The following is an 18,906-nucleotide window of genomic DNA, read 5'->3' as shown; positions in this document are numbered from 1 at the left end:
GCGCTGGGCGTGGCGATGCGTTACGGGTGGCGGCCGCTCAGACGTCGGCCAGCGCGGATTGCAGCGCGTACGACAGCGCCGGCAGCCTGGAAGTCACCTCGGCCATACGCGCAGCATCCGCCTCGCGCTGGGGCGGGCCCCAGACGGCCTCGGGAAAATGCGTGTCCCACCGATAGCGCGGAATGACATGCCAATGCAGGTGCGGGACGAAGTTGCCGAAGCTGGCGAGGTTGATCTTGTCCGGCGCCAGCTCGGCGCGCAGCACCCGCTCCACGCGTGTGACGACTTCCATCAGCCAGTGGCGATCCGCGTCGGACAAGTCCGTCTGCTCGGCGACGTGGTCGTTCCAGATCACGCGGCAGAAACCCGGAAAGCGCGCGTGCTCGACCAGCACCACGCGCGCCCGGGCGTTGCGCCAGACGGGCTCGCCGCCGTCGGTCTCGCACAGCGCGCAGCCGGGCACCCGATCGGCGGTCGCGCCCGTTGTCACACCAGCACCCGCTCGATGCCGCCGGCGTTGGCCCGGGCCACGTAGTCCTGCAGCCAGCTCTCGCCAAGCACATGGCGCGCCATCTCGACCACGATGTAGTCGGCCTGCACCGAGACATCTTCGGTGTAGCGCGACAGACCCTGCAGGCAAGCCGGGCAGCTCGTGAGGATCTTCACGTCGCCGTCAAACGCCTGTTGACCACCCTGCCCGTCGGCGCGCAGCTTGTCGGCGCCCTTCTTCATCTCCTCTTCCTTGCGGAAGCGGACCTGCGTGGAGATGTCCGGGCGCGAGATTGCCAGCGTGCCCGACTCGCCGCAGCAACGGTCGTTCTTCTCGATCGCGCGGGTTTGGCCGTCGGCCCCAAGGTTTCCACCCATAAGCTGGTTGACCAGCTTGGTCGGGTCCATGGTCTTGATCGGGGTGTGGCAGGGGTCGTGGTACATGTAGCGCGTACCCTGCACACCCTCGATCTTCACGCCCTTCTCGAGCAGGAACTCGTGAATGTCGATGATGCGGCAGCCCGGGAATATCTTGTCGAATTCATAGTCGGCGAGCTGGTCGTAGCACGTGCCGCAGCTCACCACTACCGTCTTGATATCGAGGTAGTTGAGCGTGTTGGCCACGCGGTGGAACAGCACGCGGTTATCGGTGACGATCTTCTCGGCCTTGTCGTACTGGCCCGAGCCCCGCTGGGGATACCCGCAGCACAGATAGCCCGGCGGCAGCACGGTCTGCACACCGGCGTGCCAGAGCATCGCCTGCGTGGCCAAGCCCACCTGCGAGAACAACCGCTCCGAGCCGCAGCCCGGGAAGTAGAACACGGCCTCGCTATCGGGCGTGGTGTTCTGCGGGTTGCGGATGATCGGGACGATCTCGTTGTCCTCGATGTCCAGCAGCGCGCGCGCTGTCTTCTTGGGCAGATTGCCCGGCATCTTCTTGTTGATGAAGTGGATCACCTGCTCGCGCACCGGCGGTTTGCCCACCGTGGCGGGGGGATGCGCGGTCTGCTTCTTGGCAAACTTCTTCAAGATATCGTGACCCAGGCGCTGCGCCTTGTAGCCCCAGTCGAACATCACCTTGCGTGTGAAGTTGATCGTCTCGGGGTTGGTCGCGTTCAGGTAGAACATGGCCGCGGCGGTGCCGGGGTTGAATTTCTTCTGCCCCATCTTGCGCAGCAGGTTGCGCATGTTCATCGACACGTCGCCAAAGTCGATCTTGACCGGGCACGGCGTCACGCACTTGTGGCAGACCGTGCAGTGGTCACCCACATCGGCAAACTCCTCCCAGTGCTTGACCGACACGCCGCGGCGCGTCTGCTCTTCGTACAGGAAGGCCTCGATCAGCAGCGAGGTGGCGAGGATCTTGTTGCGCGGGCTGTACAGCAGGTTGGCGCGCGGCACGTGCGTGGCGCACACGGGCTTGCACTTGCCGCAGCGCAGGCAGTCCTTGATCGACTCCGAGATGGCGCCGATGTCGCTCTGCTGCATGATGATCGACTCATGCCCCATCAGGCCGAACGACGGCGTGTAGGCATTGCGCAGATCAGCGGCCAGTGCTTGCGGGTCGTTGATGTCGCGCAGCAGCTTGCCCTTGTTGAAGCGGCCGTTCGGATCGACACGGCGCTTGTAGGCGGCAAAGTCGGCGATCTCGTCGTCAGTCAGGAATTCCAGCTTGGTGATGCCGATGCCGTGCTCGCCCGAGATCACGCCGTCGAGCGAGCGTGCCAGCGTCATGATGCGGGCCACCGCCTTGTGGGCGTCCTGCAGCATGTCGTAGTCATCCGAGTTGACCGGCAGGTTGGTGTGCACGTTGCCGTCACCGGCGTGCATGTGCAGCGCCACGAAAACGCGGCCGCGCAGCACCTTCTTGTGGATCGCCTGAGCCTCGTCGAGGATCGGCTTGAACTCGCCGCCGTTGAAGATCTTGCGCAGCTCGGCGCGGATCTCCGCCTTCCACGACACGCGGATCGTGCGGTCCTGCAGCAGGTGGAACAGATTGGCGTCCGGCTGATTCACCAGGCGCTCGTCGATGGTCTGCGCGAGATAACCCAGGCCCAGGCCGATCAGGCTGGCGCGTGCCGTATTCACCGGCGTGTCGAGATGATCCAGCAGGTACTGCCAGCGGGCGCGCGTGCTGCGCACCAGTTGCTGTGCTTGCTGCACACGGTCTTCCAGCAGCTCGGCGCTGGGGATCTCGTTGGCGTCGTCGGTGCGGCCCAGCGGCAGATCGTTGCGCGCGAAGAAGTCTTGCAGCGCGTCGGCCAGCTTGAGCTTGTTCTTGATCGACAGCTCGATGTTGATGCGCTCGATACCGTCGGTGTACTCGCCCATGCGGTTGAGCGGAATCACCACGTCTTCGTTGATCTTGAAGGCGTTGGTGTGCTTGGCAATGGCCGCGGTGCGCGAGCGGTCGAGCCAGAACTTCTTGCGTGCCTCGGGGCTCACGGCCACAAAGCCTTCGCCGCTCTTGCCGTTGGCCAGGCGAATCACTTCCGAGGTGGCACGCGCCACGGCGTCATCGTCGTCGCCAACGATGTCACCAATCAGCACCATCTTCGGGAAGGCGTTGCGCTTGCTCTTGGTGGCGTAACCGACCGCGCGCAGGTAGCGCTCGTCCAGGTGCTCCAGGCCGGCGAGGATCGCGCCGCCGGGCTTCTTGGTCTCGGCGTCGAGGTAATCCTTGATTTCGACGATGCTCGGGATCGCGTCACGCGCCTGGCCGAAGAACTCCAGGCACACGGTACGCGTGGCCTTGGGCATGCGGTGCAGGATCCAGCGCGCGCTGGTGATGATGCCGTCGCAGCCTTCCTTCTGCACGCCGGGCAGCCCAGCCAGGAACTTGTCGGTAACGTCTTTGCCCAGGCCTTCCTTGCGGAACTTGCGGCCTTCAATGGTGAGCGTCTCGCTACGCAGCAACTTGCTGCCAACCGGGGCGTTGCCGTCGAACCACTTCAGCTCGAACGTGACGAGCGGCGCGTCGTGGATCTTGCCGAGGTTGTGATTGAGACGCTGGACTTCGAGCCAGTTGCCGTCCGGATCGACCATGCGCCACCAGGCGAGGTTGTCCAGCGCGGTGCCCCACAGCACAGCCTTCTTGCCGCCTGCGTTCATGGCGACGTTGCCGCCGATGCACGAGGCGTCGATCGAGGTCGGGTCCACGGCGAAGACGAGACCAGCCTTTTCAGCGGCTTCCGCCACGCGGCGCGTGACCACACCGGCGCCCGAGTAGATGGTCGCCACAGGGTGGTCGACGCCCGGCAAGTCGGTCTGTTCAACCGCGTCCAGACGTTCAAGCTTCTCGGTGTTGATGACGGCCGAGAACGGCGTGAGCGGCACGGCGCCACCGGTGTAGCCGGTGCCGCCTCCGCGCGGGATGATGGTCAGCCCCAGTTCGAAGCAGCCCTTGACGATGCCGGCGATCTCTTCTTCCGTATCGGGCGTGAGCACCACGAACGGGTATTCGACCCGCCAGTCGGTGGCGTCCGTCACGTGCGAGACGCGCGACAGGCCGTCGAACTTGATGTTGTCCTTGGCGGTGACACGGCCGAGCACCTTCTGGGCGCGGCGGCGCAGGTCATATACCTGGGCAAACTCTTCCTGGAATGCCTTCACGGCGCGGCGGGCGTGCACGACCAGCTGCTCGACCTTGCTGGCGCGCTCGTCGCCCACCGGGTCATGGTGGGAATCGTGGTCGGCCACGCGGCGCTTCTCGATCTCCGCCAAGCGGTGATTGAGCGCATCGATCAGCATCTGGCGGCGCTTGGGCGTCTCGAGCAGATCATCCTGCAGGTACGGGTTGCGCCGCACCACCCAGATGTCGCCCAGCACTTCGTACAGCATGCGTGCCGATCGGCCGGTGCGGCGCTCGGCGCGCAGCTCGTCCAGGATCTGCCACGCAGACTCGCCCAGCAGGCGGATGACGATTTCCCGATCCGAGAACGAGGTGTAGTTGTAGGGAATCTCGCGCAGCCGGGGCGCAGCGTCCTGCGCCGCGAGTTTGGCGTCGATCAGAAGTGGGGCATTCATGGCGTGCCGCTGGGAGGAGGGGCGCGACAAGGAGGGCTCAAGCCGCGCGGTCTTTAAAGGGCGATTGTACTGCAAGGTTCAGCGTTGATGCGCCGCAGCAACGTATCCCATGCCGGGAGCATGGCCGCGAAAACTGCCGCGTTTTCAATAGCTTGCGAACGACGTTCCGCGCAATAAGTGATGAATAAACCACGCAAACGTCACATCAGCAGGTTCTTGATCCAGCCCAGGATGCCGTGCCAGAAATCGTCGGGCAGCATCAACAGCGCGCCCGTCATGACGAGATAGCGCAGAAACTTGCCAATGGCCATATACATGACGCTTGGCCAGAACCGTAGGCGCAGCCAGCCAGCCAGCGTGCAGAGCGGGTCCCCAATGCCCGGCAGCCACGACGCCAGCAGCGACACCGGCCCAAGACGGCGCATCCAACGGAAATACTTTTTGTCGAGCGGCGGCGCGCGGTGGCGTTTGGGGTGCGGCACATGCTGGGCGTGCTCGGCATCATGCTGGCGGCGGCGGCGTGCCAGGTGGTAGCGCACCAGCGCCAGCTTGGCCGCGTAGCCCATCCACCAGTCGACCGCGCCGCCCAGCGTGTTGCCGATGGTGGCCACGATGATGGCCGGCCAGAACATCTCCGGGTTGAGCTTGATGTAAGCGAAGACCGCCGGCTCGGAGCCCAGCGGCAAGAGCGTCGCCGAAACGAAGCTGATGATGAAGATAGCGGGCAGCCCTACGGTGGGCAGCGCCAGCGTCGTGAACAGCCAGTCGATGAATGCGTCCATGCGGTCGATTGTACTGGCCGGGGTAACCCGCTCAGCCGAAGAACAGATAGGCGATGAACACGGCGCCGATCAGTCCGATCAAATCGGCCCACAGCCCGCAGGCCAGCGCATACCGCGTGTCTTTGATGCCAACGCTGCCGAAATAGACAGCCAGCACGTAAAACGTGGTCTCGGTCGAGCCTTGGATGATGGCGGCCAGCTTGCCCTGGAAGGAGTCGACGCCGTAGGTGGTCATCACGTCCACCATCAGGCCGCGCGCGCCCGCGCCAGACAACGTCTTCATCAGCCCCACGGGGAGCGCCGGTACGAAGCGGGTGTCGATGCCGAGGTGCGAGAACAATGCGGAAAGCCCCTGCATCAGCACATCCATGCAGCCCGCTGCGCGAAACACGGCAATCCCAACCAGCACCGCCACCAGGTACGGCACGATGCCGATGGCGACCTGGAAGCCATCCTTGGCACCGTCGACAAAGGTCTCGTAGACGTTGATGCGGCGGATCGCCCCACACGCCAGGAATGCCACCACGATGGTGAGAATGGAGCCCGCGCCGATCAGTCCGATCCACGCTGCCATCTGCTGCGGTGGAAACTGGTGCAGCCACGCAAGCAGCAGCCCCATCGCCACGACAAAGCCGCCGAAATAGGCCAGCAGCGCCGGCTTGAACAGGTTGATGCGCTGATAGACCGCCACCGCCCCGATGCCCGCGCAGAAGCCGATGAAGGTGGACAGCAGGGTCGGCAGGAAGATGTCTGCCGCGTTGAACCCGACCAGCCCCTGCTTGACCGCCATCGCCTGCCGGATGGCAATGACAGATGTCGGCACCAGCGTGACGCCCGCCGTATTGAGCACCACGAACATCAACTGCGCATCGCTGGCGCGCTGCGGCTGCGGGTTGATCTGCTGCAACTCGCGCATGGCCTGCAGGCCGAGCGGCGTGGCGGCGTTGTCCAGGCCCAGCACGTTGGCCGACACGTTCATCATCATCGCGCCGTTGGCCGGGTGGCCGGCGGGCACGGACGGGAACAGATGCCGCATCAGCGGGTTCACCAGCCGCGCGAACACATCCACCACCCCGGCACGTTCTCCCACGCGCATGATGCCGAGCCACAGCGCCATCATGCCGGTCAGGCCGAGTGCGATCTCGAAGCCGGTGCGTGCGGCATCAAACATGGCGGTCAGCATGCGGGAGAAGACTTCCATGTCGCCCTGCACCACCTGCACGCAGGCCGTGACAAAAGCAACGAGAAAGAAAGCCAGCCAGACGAGGTTCAGGGCCACGGACGTTGCGCGTTGAGATTCGACAAGCTGCTCATTGTGCCTGGGCCGGCGCCTCGGTTGGCGCATCCACCGGCACGATCTTGTGGAAGTTGTCGTAGTTCACATGCGTGACGCCGTTCTCGTCGTCGCGCATCAGATCGACGTAACGGTAGCCCCAGCGGATCTCGTCGTGACGCCAGGCGTTGCGCGCCTGCAAGGTTTGCGCGGCGGTTTCGTCCGAGCCCGCGATGGTGAGCATCAGCAGCGCATCGCCGGCAGCGAGGGACTCGGGGGTGGCGTTGTACAGCGGGCTCGTCTCGTCGATCACGTGCATCAAGACCCAACCGAGCAGGAAGATCGGGTGCTCACTACGCTCCAGGTGCAGATCGCGGATGCGGTAGATCGAGTAGCCCTCGGGCGAGCGCTCATCTTGCAGCAAACGCAGCTTGGCAGTGGCCTCGGCGATGACGTTCTGGCGCGCATTGGCTGCCCGCACCATCAAGGTCATCTTGCCGTTGAGCGGCCGCACCACAGCGTTCTGCGCGAACATGATCTTGGCACGCGGGCGCGAAAACCGCGCAAACACCAAGCCCGTTGCCATGGCGATGCCTGACATGCCGATAAAAATCTCCAGCGTGGCGATGACATGCGCGTACAGCGTCTGCGGGTGCATGTCGCCATAACCCACGGTGGCGAGCGTTTCGACGCTGAAGAAGAACGCCCCCGCAAAGCCGGCCGGCGACTGATTGGCGATGGCCGCATCGCCCAGCGAATACAACCCCGCAAACACGGCGTTGAGGGTCAGGAAGAGTCCCGCCAGGATGCCAAAGAAGGTCGGCCAGTTGACTTCCAGCGCGTGGTGATAGATGTCGCGCCAGCCCAGCGATGGCATGCCGTACGCGATGACCTGCTGGGTGCCGGACCAGACTTTGCGACCCCGGCGCGGGTGCCTTGGGGCTTGGGACGAAGACCACGGGCTGTTCATTTGGGAGCCTCACGCCGAAGATGGGCCGCACTCCCAGGCGCGGCCGGGGCAGTGTACCGACCGGCCCGCCGGTCCTGCAAGGCAGGCTAGGCAACGCATGATAGGCTTACGGGCTCTCCTCACGTCCAACCCGGTCCGCACCATGGCCATCGATTACCTCAAGAAGATCCTGACCGCGAAGGTCTATGACGTCGCGCTGGAAACCGAGCTGAAGTTCGCGCCCAACCTGTCGACGCGCACCGGCAACCGCGTCTACCTCAAGCGCGAAGACGACCAGCCGGTGTTCTCGTTCAAGCTGCGCGGCGCCTACAACAAGATGGCTTCGCTCACACCGGCCGAGCGCAAGCGTGGGGTGATTACGGCATCGGCCGGCAACCACGCGCAGGGTGTGGCGTTCAGTGCGGCCCGGATGGAGTGCAAGGCCGTCATCTGCATGCCGGTCACGACACCGCAACTGAAGATTGACGGCGTACGCTCGCGCGGCGGCGAGTGGGTCGAAGTCGTGCTGCATGGCGAAAGCTATTCCGACGCCTACAACCACGCCGCCAAGCTGCAGGAAAAGCACGGCTACACCTTCGTGCACCCGTTTGACGACCCCGAGGTGATCGCCGGCCAGGGCACCATCGCCATGGAGATCCTGCGGCAGCATCCGCAACCCCTCCATGCGATCTTCTGCTCGATCGGTGGCGGTGGCCTGATCTCCGGCGTGGCCGCCTATGTCAAGGCCGTGCGGCCGGACATCAAAGTGATTGGCGTGCAGAGCGTGGATTCCGATGCGATGGCGCGTTCGGTGGCTGCAGGCAAGCGCGTGGAACTGAAGGACGTGGGTCTGTTTGCCGATGGCACCGCCGTCAAGCTGGTGGGCAAGGAAACCTTCCGCATCACGCGCGAGCTGGTCGACGAGATCATCACCGTGGATACGGATGCCATCTGCGCGGCGCTCAAGGACGTGTTCCAGGACACGCGCAGCCTGCTGGAGCCCTCGGGCGCGCTGGCGCTGGCGGGTCTGAAGCAATACGCCGAGACGCACAAGCTGAAGAACGAATCGCTGGTGGCCGTGGCCAGCGGCGCCAACATGAACTTCGACCGCCTGCGCTTCGTGGCCGAACGCGCCGAGGTGGGCGAGGCACGCGAAGCCGTATTTGCCGTGACGATTCCGGAAGAGCGCGGCAGCTTCAAGCGCTTCTGCGAACTGGTCGGCTGGTCGCGCAATGTGACCGAGTTCAACTACCGCATTGCCAGCAAGGACGCCGCGCACATCTTCGTGGGCGTGCAGATTGCGTCGCGCTCGGAGAGCGACAAGATTGCCGAGAACTTCCGCAAGCACGGCTTCCCGACGCTGGACCTGTCCAACGACGAACTCGCCAAGCAGCATATCCGCTACATGGTGGGTGGGCGCTCGCCGCTGGCCGAGAACGAACACCTCTACCGCTTCGAGTTTCCGGAGCGGCCGGGCGCGCTGATGAAGTTCCTCTCGAGCATGAGCCCGAACTGGAACATCAGCCTGTTCCACTACCGGAATCAGGGCGCCGATTCGAGCAACATCCTCGTCGGCATCCAGGTGCCGAAGAACGAGAAACGCGAGTTCAAGACGTTCCTGGGCACACTGGGCTATACCTATTGGGACGAAAGCGAGAACCCGGTCTACAGCCTGTTCCTCTGATCGCCCGCGGAGCCTTTGTCATGAGCAACCAACCTGAACACTCGCCGCTGGGCAAGACGTCTGCCTACAAGACGGAGTACGACCCCAGCCTGCTGTTTCCCATCCCGCGCCAGGGCAAGCGCGACGAGATCGGTCTGCCTGCCGGAACCGCCCTGCCGTTCTTTGGCGTGGACCTGTGGAACCTGTATGAACTGTCGTGGCTGAACCTGCGCGGCAAGCCGCAGGTGGCCATTGGCACCGTGATCGTGCCGGCAGATTCGCCCAACATCATTGAATCGAAGTCGTTCAAGCTGTACCTGAACTCGTTCAACCAGACCAAGGTGGCTTCGCATGAGGCGCTGCAGCAGTTGATCCACCATGATTTGTCGGAAGCCTGTGGTGCGCCGGTGCAGGTGCGCATCCTGCCGCAGGAAGAGTTTGCACGGCAGAAGATGCACGAGCTTGACGGCCTGCTGCTCGATCGCCTGGACATCGAAACCGATGTCTACCAGCCCACACCCGAACTGCTGCATGCGGACGAGGAAGAGAGCCCGGTAGAGGAAACGCTGGTCTCGCACCTGCTCAAGTCCAACTGCCTGGTAACGGGCCAGCCGGATTGGGGCAGCGTGCAGATCCGCTACGTGGGTGCGCCGATCAATCAGGAGGCGCTGCTCAAGTACCTGATCTCGTTCCGCGAGCACAACGAGTTTCACGAGCAGTGCGTCGAACGCATCTTCACCGACATCCAGCGCCAGTGCCGCCCAGTCAAGCTGGCGGTGTATGCGCGCTACACGCGGCGCGGTGGGCTGGACATCAACCCGTTCCGCACGAACTACAACACACCGTGGCCGGATAACTTCCGGAATGCGCGTCAGTAACAGTAAGTGCTGACCCTTGGCAAGACACGCAAGGCGCCTTCGGGCGCCTTTTTCCATGCAAGAGCGATCGGCCAAACGAACACGCTCGCCTCCTCCATTTTGGGTACGCGATGGCCCTATCGTTTCACGCCCGCTCGCCTATAGTGATACCGCAGTAAAGCTACCCGGGGGAATCGTGAAGAGCCTATCCACTTTTCGTGGAGAGGGCACTCTCGACGGGGGACATTGCCATGAAGAACGCACCATGGGGGCCGCAAGGTTGGTCGATTCATGCGGTAGCGTGCGCATGCCTGCTGTTGTGTGGCAGGACGGCCCTTGCACAGACCAGCGAGCCGGTGGATGACAAACCACCCAGCTTTGAAACCCTGCAGCGGCAACTGGCCGAGGAGCAGGAGCGGCTGATCGAACTCAAGCATTCGATCCAGCAGCAGGAAGCGCGACTGAAGAGCATGCGGCGCGCGCTCGGCATGAGCGAGCTCGACACCGTGCGCGGTGCCGGTGCGCCCGGTGCTGGCGGAGATGCCTCCTCCGGCGAAGCCGCCGCCCAGATGGCACAGAACAACGGCCAGCCCGGCAGCACACCCGTCGGCAAGCCGCCGGAACCTTCCGACCAGCCACCACGCGTCGCTCAGATCTTCGACGAGCCCAGCGCGCTCACCCCGCCGGGCAAGTTCGTGGTCGAGCCTTCGCTGCAGATGGCGTACTCGTCGTCTGACCGGGTGGCGCTGGTGGGTTACACCATCATCCCCGCGCTGCTCATTGGCCTGATCGATGTACGGGAGGTAAAGACCACCACGCTCACCAGTACGCTGGCCGTGCGCTACGGCCTGGCCAAGCGCTGGGAGCTGGAACTGCGCATGCCTTACGTCTACAGCTCCAGCGATACGGTCAGCCGCGAGATCTTCACGGGCACCGCCGCCGACAACGCCTTCAGCTCGCACGGCCACGGCATCGGCGACGTAGAAATGACGGCGCGCTACCAGATCAGCGCAGGCGGTGTCGACAAGCCGTTCACGATCGGCTGGCTGCGCTTCAAGACGCGCACCGGCAAAGACCCGTTCGAGGTCACCACGGATTGCGTGACACGCTGCGTGAGCAACACCACAGGCACTGGCCTGCCGCTGCAGCAGCCGACCGGCTCGGGCTTCTACGCACTGCAGCCCGGCCTGACTTGGCTGTATCCGACTGACCCGGCCGTGTTCTTCGGCAGCGTGAGCTACCTGCACAACTTCGAGCGCAAAGGTGTCAGCCTGAACCTGGTGGATGGATCGCAACAGTTCTTAGGCGACGTGAAGGCGGGCGACATCATCGGCCTGAACTTCGGCATGGGGCTGGCATTGAACGAAAAGGCGTCGTTCTCGATTGGCTACGACCAGAGCATCATCGGGCCGACCACGCAGAACGGCCAGCGCGTGCCCGGCTCGGTACGCACCATCCTGGGCACGCTGCTGGTGGGCTATTCGTACCGCATCTCGCCCAAGATGACGTTGAACCTCTCGGTGGGTGCGGGCCTGACGCGCGACACGCCAGACCTGACAGTCACGCTGCGCTTGCCGATCCAGTTCTGACGCTGACGTTCTGACGCGGCTTCGGCTTCAGTGCAAGCCTGTCACCACGTTGGCCAGCGCACTCTGCAGCGCGTTGCCGAGGCTGAGCTGACGGAACTGCGGCAGGCTGTTGACTGCCGCATTGATGGTCGTGATTGCTTGCAGGGTCTGGTTGTTCAGGCTGTTCTGGATAACCGTGGCGGCCGCTGCCGCACCCGCAGCAATGTCGGGCGGCGCAACGTTGTTCGGCCCGTTCTGCACAACATTGACGGTGTTGACCACGTTGGCGAGCTGCTGCGCCTGGGCCGCTGTCATGCGTGTGACATCCGGAATATTGACCGTCATGCTCGCGACTAGATCGCCGTTGATGTAGACGGCGCGATCGATGCCAAACGAGATTTGCAGGTTGGTCGATGGAATATCAAATCCGCCGCGCATGTCGTCGAGCTGGTCTTCCGATACGGCCTTCCACGCGTGGACCGGGTTGTTCACGCGCGGGCCATCCACGGTATCCGTATCACCGTCCATGCCCGCCGCCAGCGCATGACCGGACCCAGCCAGCACAAGCGTGCTCGCTGCCCACAGCACCCCGCCAAACCATCTCATGGTGCCCTCCTACCGCATGTCATCCAAGAGACGCCGCGCTCAGAAGTCAGACGGCCCAAACTTGGGGATCACGATGTTCCCCAGGCCCGTGCGGTCCACCCCTTCCTGCAACGGCGCGCGCGGTGCAACGTGCCAGTCCGATCCCGCGTTGAACGTCGCACGCTCTTCACGGTTATGGATGACGAACAGCAAATGGTTGTCCCACATGTGCTCGAAACTCGCACGTGGGATCGCACGTGTGCCCATGGCCGGATCGCCCACCAGCACGCGCCCCTCCTGTATGCCCTTGACCACCACGAAGTGGTGATAGCCGTTCTCGCTCAACAGCACGATGGCCGGCAAGTGAGCGTTGTTCAATGCATCCAGCGGCTGCTCGAAACCATCGGCCTGAAAGCCTTGCGACTCCAGATAGCGTTTGATGTCGAGCAGCGAAAAGCCTTCTCGCCGGATCTTCTCCTGATTGCCATTCACGTACATGGCCTGGAACACCGTCTGCTCACTCACCGGATAGCCGTACTGGTAAGTCAGCAGCGTCGCCACGGCGGCCGAGCCGCAACTGAAGTCGAAGCGCTGATGAATCGTGCGCTGGAAACGCGCCTCCTTCATGCTCGTGACCGGCACGTTGTAGGTTGCGCCGCCCGTGCCGAGCATGTCGATCGAACCCGCGAATGTCGGCACAGCAGTCGACATTGCCGCCAGCCCGCACGCGCACAAGATCGGCACCGCGCCCCACATCCGTCGCATCGCTCCACCCCGCATCGCCGTCATTGCATCACTGCCTGAACTGCACGTTGACGATGGTGGAGTTCTGGATCAGCACGTTCGCTCCGGTGTTCTGGATGACCGTGGGGATCCCGGCAGCGTTGGCGAACGAGCCACCGCCCACGATGTTCGAACCCGTCGCCACGTTGACTGCGGTGTCGTTGCTCACCGTGCCGGACAGCCGTGCATCGTTGACGGTCTGGTACAGGTCCTGCGTCCCACCGCGATAGCCTTCAAGCTTGTCTGCATCGATCGCGTGACCAAACCCAGGCACCGACGCGGGCGCGGCGACCGGGGGACGCACCGCTTCCACGTTGGCTGTCTGAAGATCGTTCGTGACCGGCGCATCCTCCGCTGCCGTCACCGCCGTTGCCGGCAACACCACCAAGCCGCACGCCAGGAGCCATGCCGCCCATCCTGCTGCTGTTCTGTCGGATCGCATCGAATATCTCCCAGATGCCCCAACCGCGGTTCCGACGGGGGCCGGACCTGGTTGCCCGGTCCGGCCCTGTCAGCCGTCGCTACCAACGTAGCGGCGGTACTTCCCCGCTCAAGCCTGATGCCGGTTCAGTGGCCGACATTCAGGTTGGCCTGCACATTGACGCTTTGTTGGATGAGAGAAGCAAAGCCGCTGTTTTGGTTTGCGATCATCACCCCGGCAGCCGACTGGCCGACGCTGGTCATGGCATTGGACATGTTGAACGTGCCCGCATCCACCGCCACCGTACCGCCAGCACCACCTGCACCGCCGACTGCGCCATTGCCAACGCCACCGTTGCCAGTGCCACCGGCACCGCCTGCTGCACCCACCGCGCCCATTGCGCCCGCAGCACCGTTGCCGGCCATGGACGTAGCTGAGCCATTGGTTGCGCTGCCGTTGGTTGCGCCGCCACCTGCACCGCCGTTGCCTGCAAGGTTGGTTGCCGCGCCACCTGCTGCGCCTGCGCCGCCTGTGCTGGTGCCGGTTGCTGTGCTGGTACCAGAGCCTGCACCGCCGGTGGCCGTTGACGCACCGCTGGTGCCCGTACCGCCGGCAGCACCGGCGCCACCTGTCGCAGTGGCTGCGCCACCGGTTGCCGTACCGCCACCGTGGTGATTGCCGGCATTGCCACCGGTTGAGCCCGCGCCACCGCCACCACCACCGCTGCCACCACCAGCTGCGCTGCCAGCCCCTGCCAAGCCACCCAGGCCTGCACCAAGGCTGGCCGACAGCGTGCCGGAGGCACCGCCTGCACCGCCTGCGCCGGCATTGCCATGGGCATTACCGCCATCGCCAGCACTGCCGGCAGTTGCGCTGCCGTTGGTCGCGCTGCCGTTCGTGACGTTGCCCGAGCTGCCGCCCGAACCGCCGCCGCCGCCTGCGCCGCCCGCGCCACCGTTGCCGCCGCCGCCGCCCATGCCAACGCCGCCAGTACCGCGGCCACCACGGCCGCCAGCGCCGCCGTTGGCAGAGCCGCCGTTATTGGTAGCGATGTTGCCGATGCCAGATACGCTGAGGTTGGTCACCGTGCCTTCCAGCTTGGAGATGGCAATGGCTTTGCTGGAGTTGAAGGCATCGCTGAAGGTTGCGGTTGAAGTGCTGCCATTGTTGGCAGCCGCGGTGCCGTAGCCGGAGGCAGTGGAAGCACCGCTGTTGTCGCGGTCGTTGCCTTGGCTTTGGTTGTTGTGTTGATTGGAATTGTCAGTCGCTTTGGTTTTCGTGTGGGTACTGCTGTCCGTGCTGGTTGTGGTCGTGGTGTTGGTGATGGTGGACGTGTTGGTCTGGGTCTGAGTCCCCGGGCCTGACGCCGAATTCCCGATATCAGCCAGTGCAACGCCTGAGACCCCCAATCCCATGGCGATCGCGGTGGCCAGTAAGGTCTTCTTCATAACGCACTCCATAAAGTTGAGAGGGGCGGTTGGAAGCGCAGCCGATGGGGCCCCTGCGCTCTGCCTGTGGGAAAAAAAACATCACCCACCCCGGGGGGCGCTGATCGCATATTCAGTGCCATCTGCTCGCGCGACTGCTCACCGCATCGCCGGAGAATTGAAAACACTGTGAAATCAATGGCTGGCGCACGCAGCGCGTGGCCGATCAAATGGAATCGTGCCAAGGCATACTCTTTTTGGAGTAGCTGTTCGTCCGATCTGGTTGCAGTGCTGAAACAGCAAAATTGCAACCGCGGCGCCAGCGCTGTTCTGCCATTGGGCCAAGACCAAGAACTGGCCCGCAGATTGCGCTCACGCGGGTGTTCGAGTGCGCCCGCTTTCAGGGTGTTTCAACATGGATACATCGGCGCATCAAGGCTCACATTGCGCGAGCCGACGTTGATCAGGAGCGTGCATCCCGTCACGCACGTTGCAACGGAATTGACACGTGATCGCGAAGAGGTGCAGCAATGCGCCAGGCATGCGCGGCGCTTTCCTGCGAGTGCCCCCTATCGGCAAGACGCATGCGGCGTCGGCGTTTCGCTTTTCACGTTCCACCTCGGGCGGACACGCGCAAAAGAATGCGCACGGCAAACATCGTCATGGCAACGACATGCCGTGCGCAACCGGTTCGCATTTCAGCGGAGAAACCGCGCGCAGCGTCTGTTCATGCCGTTTGTGCGACGGTCAGCTTGAGCTCGTCGATCATGCGGTCACGCATGACGAACTTCTGCACCTTGCCAGTGACCGTCATCGGCATCTCGGTGACAAAGCGGATGTAGCGCGGGACCTTGTAGTGCGCGATCTGGCCTTTGCAGAATTCGCGAATCTCATCTTCCGTGGCCTGCTGGCCCGGTTTGAGCACAATCCACGCGCACACCTCTTCACCGTACTTCTGGTCGGGCACGCCAAACACGTTGACGGCCTGCACCTTCGGGTGGCGGAAGAGGAACTCTTCGATCTCGCGCGGGTACACATTCTCGCCACCGCGAATGAGCATGTCCTTCACGCGGCCGACGATGTTGCAGTAGCCCTCGGCATCAAAGGTGGCCAGATCGCCCGTGCGCATCCAGCCGTCGTGGATGGAGTCGGCGGTCTTGGCTTCGTCATCCCAGTAGCCAAGCATGACCGAATAGCCCTTGGTCCAGAGCTCGCCCTTCTCGCCCACCGGTACGGTGTCGCCCACACCATCCACCAGCTTGACCTGCAGATGCGGCTGAATGCGGCCAACGGTGGTCACGCGCTTGTCGAGCGGGTCCGTCACGGCGCTCTGGAACGACACGGGGCTCGTCTCCGTCATGCCATACGCGATGGTGACTTCGCGCAGGTTCAGCTCTGACACCACGCGCTTCATCACCTCGATCGGGCACGGCGATCCGGCCATGATGCCGCCACGCAGGCTCGATACGTCAAAGGTCTTGAAGTCCGGATGATCGAGCTGCGCAATGAACATGGTCGGCACGCCGTGCAGTTGCGTGCAGCGTTCTTCCGCCACGGCGCGCAGCGTGGCGAGCGGGTCAAAAGCCTCCCCCGGGAACACCATGCACGCGCTGGTGGCGGTACACGTGAGCACCGACATGACCATGCCGAAGCAGTGGTACAGCGGCACGGGAATGCACAGTCGGTCGCCGGCCTGCAGGTTCATCGCCATGGCAACAAAGCGCGCGTTGTTGACCACGTTCATGTGCGTGAGCGTGGCGCCCTTGGGCGCACCCGTGGTGCCGCTGGTGAACTGGATGTTGATCGCGTCGTCGGGCGACAGCGTGGCGGTAATCGCATCCAACGCATCAACGGATACGCCGCCTTTGTCATCTACGCCACGCGCAATCACGTCGGCAAAGTTGATCATGCCGGGCGTCACAGCCTCGCCCATCCGGATGACCCAGCGCAGCGCGGGCAGCTTGGCGGCGTTCAATGCCCCGGGCTGTGCGCTCGCCAGCTCGGGGGCGAGCGTTTGCAGCATCTCCAGGTAGCGCGAGGTCTTGAACGCCTCGGCCGCCACGATGGCCTTGCAGCCGACTTTGTTGAGCGCGTATTCCAGCTCCGAGAGCCGGTACGCCGGATTGATGTTGACGAGGATGAGCCCCAGGCGTGCCGTCGCAAACTGCGTGAGCACCCATTCATAGCGGTTGGGCGACCAGATGCCGATGCGGTCGCCCCGCTCCAGCCCCAGCGCATGCAGGCCAGCGGCCAGCGCATCGACCTGCGCGGCAAAATCGCGCCACGTCCAGCGCACACCTTGCTCGCGAAACACCACCGCCTCCGCGTCGGGGTAGCGATTTACCGTCGCTTCCAGCAACGCGGGCACTGTCACGTGCGCAAGCGGCACTTCCGTATCCCCCACCACGTACGACATGCCGTTGTGTGGACGCGGGTCGAAACCTTCACCAGCCATGGACGTCTCCTCCAGTCAACGTTGGTCCTTTTGGGACCTTGTTTTGAATGATTCTTCCTACTGCGTTTGCCCGCAATTTGACGCAGCTTGACGCATTTGGCAATCCGTTCTCTGACGAACAATGACGCGGAACAATTGCTGCACCGCAGCAGCAAAAATCTGCGGCCGGTATCGTCAACGCGCTAACATGCCGGACTGACGTTTTTGCCAGTGGGAAGCGTGATGATTGTTGTAGTGATGGGTGTTTCGGGTTGCGGCAAATCGACGGTGGGCCAGAAGATTGCCGAGCGTCTGGGCTGCGCCTTCCGAGATGGCGATGAGTTCCACAGCGAAGCCAACCGCGCCAAGATGCACGCCGGCATCCCGCTCAACGACGACGATCGCAAGCCCTGGCTCGAATCCATCCGCACCTACATGGACGAGACGACGAACGGCGGCGGATCGCTGGTCGTTGCTTGCTCCGCACTCAAGCAGCGCTACCGCGACGTGCTGCGCGGCAAGACCGGCAACACCGAGTTCGTCTACCTGAAGGGCGACTTCGATCTGCTGCAAGGCCGCCTAGCTGCCCGCAAAGACCACTTCTTCAACCCAAATCTGCTGCGCAGCCAGTTTGACGCGCTGGAAGAGCCGACTGACGCCATCGTCGTCAACATTGCCCTGCCGCCCGACAGCATCGTCGATGAGGCTGTCACGCAACTGCAGACACGCGCAACACATCGCCCGGCGGCCTGACCCTCGGGCGCGCTAGCTGCGCACAAGCTGCTGTAGCACGGCTTGCACTGCGCCGTTGCAGACTCGGCTCATGCGGTCCTGCTCTTGCGGCGTATCGATCTGTTCGTGCGCCTGCAAGCCCAGTTGGATGAGCGACTGCGCGCGCGGCAGCCAGTGACGCGTCAACTGTGTCTCCAACTCGACTGCAATGCGATCCGGATCGCCAAAGTACAGCCGCCCGCCGTATTCGCGCTGGATCTCCTTGCGGATCACCTCTGCTGCACGCGGCAGCACGGCGCGGTTGACGGCCACGTGGCGCAGCTCGTGCTCGCGGATGGCGTTGTAAGCGCAGCTGCCGGGCGCGAACTCACGCGCCACCGTCACGCGAAAATCACTGAGGATCAACTCCACATCCACCGAGGGCCGCAGGCACGTGGTGGGCGGTTGGGTCGGCAGCGCGATGTAGTGCGTGGTGACGTCAAACTGCGCACCGAGCGTGGCGTAGGTTTTGCCCAGTACACGGGCGGCACGGTCGTAAGGCGGTGCCTCGGCAGTGAGCTGGCTGACGGAACGGTCATTGGTGAACGTCAACGGTGTTTCATTCGCGTGCACCGTCACGCTCATCGGCCCGAGCTTTTCGTCGCAGATCTTTAGCCAGTAGCTCTTGGGGGCCGATGCGCTGACCGGCGTGGCAGTCCCGACCATCTGTCCGCTGCCAGCTGCCGCGGCAACGGTCTCAATGGGCGCAAACCGGACATCGGCCAACCGCGCACGGTAATGCCGCGTCCACACACCCGCGCCGGCAACGCATGCCAGCGCCAACCCCAAAACCAACACCCGACGCATGCTGGGCTCCCCGTCTGCGCTTGCCTGACTGGGGCGCGAGCATTCATGCGGGGCGACCGGTCAGTTCATTG

At 63.7% G+C, this 18,906-nt stretch carries 15 protein-coding genes; 4 read left to right on the top strand and 11 right to left on the bottom strand.

Annotation, left to right across the window (positions count from 1 at the left end):
• Window positions 1-37: 37 nt before the first annotated feature.
• From R2N11_RS11860 to R2N11_RS11840, 5 genes are all read right to left on the bottom strand, one after another.
• Complete coding sequence (locus tag R2N11_RS11860; RefSeq protein ID WP_316681198.1) at window positions 38-490, bottom strand: HIT family protein; 453 nt, start codon at window positions 488-490, stop codon at window positions 38-40.
• Window positions 487-4,515, bottom strand: coding sequence for a DUF3683 domain-containing protein (locus R2N11_RS11855; RefSeq protein WP_199026719.1), 4,029 nt, complete (start codon window positions 4,513-4,515; stop codon window positions 487-489). The genes R2N11_RS11860 and R2N11_RS11855 overlap by 4 nt, the downstream gene beginning before the upstream one ends.
• 200 nt (window positions 4,516-4,715) lie before the next feature.
• The gene (locus R2N11_RS11850) at window positions 4,716-5,297 is read right to left on the bottom strand and encodes a YqaA family protein (protein ID WP_316681197.1); all 582 of its coding nucleotides are present in this window, start codon (window positions 5,295-5,297) and stop codon (window positions 4,716-4,718) included.
• A gap of 31 nt (window positions 5,298-5,328) precedes the next feature.
• Window positions 5,329-6,576, bottom strand: a complete 1,248-nt coding sequence (locus R2N11_RS11845; protein WP_316681195.1) for a nucleoside recognition domain-containing protein — start codon at window positions 6,574-6,576, stop codon at window positions 5,329-5,331.
• Window positions 6,577-6,607: 31 nt separating this feature from the next.
• Complete coding sequence (locus R2N11_RS11840) at window positions 6,608-7,540, bottom strand: ion channel (RefSeq protein ID WP_199026722.1); 933 nt, start codon at window positions 7,538-7,540, stop codon at window positions 6,608-6,610.
• 142 nt (window positions 7,541-7,682) lie between these two features.
• Between R2N11_RS11840 and ilvA the strand changes: the two genes are divergently transcribed.
• The 3 genes from ilvA (at window position 7,683) to R2N11_RS11825 (ending at window position 11,628) form a co-directional block, all read left to right on the top strand.
• Window positions 7,683-9,203: a threonine ammonia-lyase, biosynthetic gene (ilvA, locus tag R2N11_RS11835; protein WP_199026723.1), complete on the top strand. Its 1,521-nt coding sequence runs from the start codon at window positions 7,683-7,685 to the stop codon at window positions 9,201-9,203.
• A 20-nt stretch (window positions 9,204-9,223) separates the two neighbouring features.
• Window positions 9,224-10,060 carry an NADPH-dependent 7-cyano-7-deazaguanine reductase QueF gene (queF, locus tag R2N11_RS11830; protein WP_199026724.1) on the top strand — a complete coding sequence of 279 codons (837 nt, stop codon included), beginning with the start codon at window positions 9,224-9,226 and terminating at the stop codon, window positions 10,058-10,060.
• A 230-nt stretch (window positions 10,061-10,290) separates the two neighbouring features.
• Window positions 10,291-11,628 (top strand): acetate kinase, encoded by a 1,338-nt coding sequence (locus R2N11_RS11825; RefSeq protein WP_199026725.1) that lies wholly within the window; start codon window positions 10,291-10,293, stop codon window positions 11,626-11,628.
• 27 nt (window positions 11,629-11,655) lie between these two features.
• Here the strand turns inward: R2N11_RS11825 and R2N11_RS11820 are convergent, their stop codons facing one another.
• The 5 genes from R2N11_RS11820 to R2N11_RS11800 all read right to left on the bottom strand — a co-directional run bounded on the left by R2N11_RS11820 (window position 11,656) and on the right by R2N11_RS11800 (window position 17,278).
• Entirely contained in the window at window positions 11,656-12,213 is a 558-nt protein-coding gene (locus R2N11_RS11820) for a hypothetical protein (protein WP_199026726.1), read from the bottom strand.
• 39 nt (window positions 12,214-12,252) lie between these two features.
• Window positions 12,253-12,957: a C39 family peptidase gene (locus tag R2N11_RS11815; protein ID WP_430715438.1), complete on the bottom strand. Its 705-nt coding sequence runs from the start codon at window positions 12,955-12,957 to the stop codon at window positions 12,253-12,255.
• Window positions 12,958-12,985: 28 nt separating this feature from the next.
• Window positions 12,986-13,417, bottom strand: a complete 432-nt coding sequence (locus R2N11_RS11810; protein ID WP_316681194.1) for a hypothetical protein — start codon at window positions 13,415-13,417, stop codon at window positions 12,986-12,988.
• 125 nt (window positions 13,418-13,542) lie between these two features.
• Window positions 13,543-14,844 carry a hypothetical protein gene (locus tag R2N11_RS11805; RefSeq protein ID WP_316681193.1) on the bottom strand — a complete coding sequence of 434 codons (1,302 nt, stop codon included), beginning with the start codon at window positions 14,842-14,844 and terminating at the stop codon, window positions 13,543-13,545.
• A 706-nt stretch (window positions 14,845-15,550) separates the two neighbouring features.
• Window positions 15,551-17,278 (bottom strand): AMP-binding protein, encoded by a 1,728-nt coding sequence (locus tag R2N11_RS11800; RefSeq protein WP_316681192.1) that lies wholly within the window; start codon window positions 17,276-17,278, stop codon window positions 15,551-15,553.
• A 222-nt stretch (window positions 17,279-17,500) separates the two neighbouring features.
• On the opposite strand from R2N11_RS11800, the gene R2N11_RS11795 reads away from it, so the two are divergent.
• Entirely contained in the window at window positions 17,501-18,010 is a 510-nt protein-coding gene (locus R2N11_RS11795; RefSeq protein WP_316681191.1) for a gluconokinase, read from the top strand.
• Window positions 18,011-18,022: 12 nt separating this feature from the next.
• On the opposite strand, the gene R2N11_RS11790 is transcribed toward R2N11_RS11795, so the two are convergent.
• Window positions 18,023-18,835 carry a hypothetical protein gene (locus tag R2N11_RS11790; RefSeq protein WP_316681190.1) on the bottom strand — a complete coding sequence of 271 codons (813 nt, stop codon included), beginning with the start codon at window positions 18,833-18,835 and terminating at the stop codon, window positions 18,023-18,025.
• Window positions 18,836-18,906: the final 71 nt, after the last annotated feature.

Origin of the sequence: Ralstonia flaminis (assembly GCF_958415495.1) — a bacterium.
GTDB lineage: Bacteria > Pseudomonadota > Gammaproteobacteria > Burkholderiales > Burkholderiaceae > Ralstonia > Ralstonia flaminis.
This window is presented reverse-complemented; position numbering and strand designations above follow the sequence as displayed.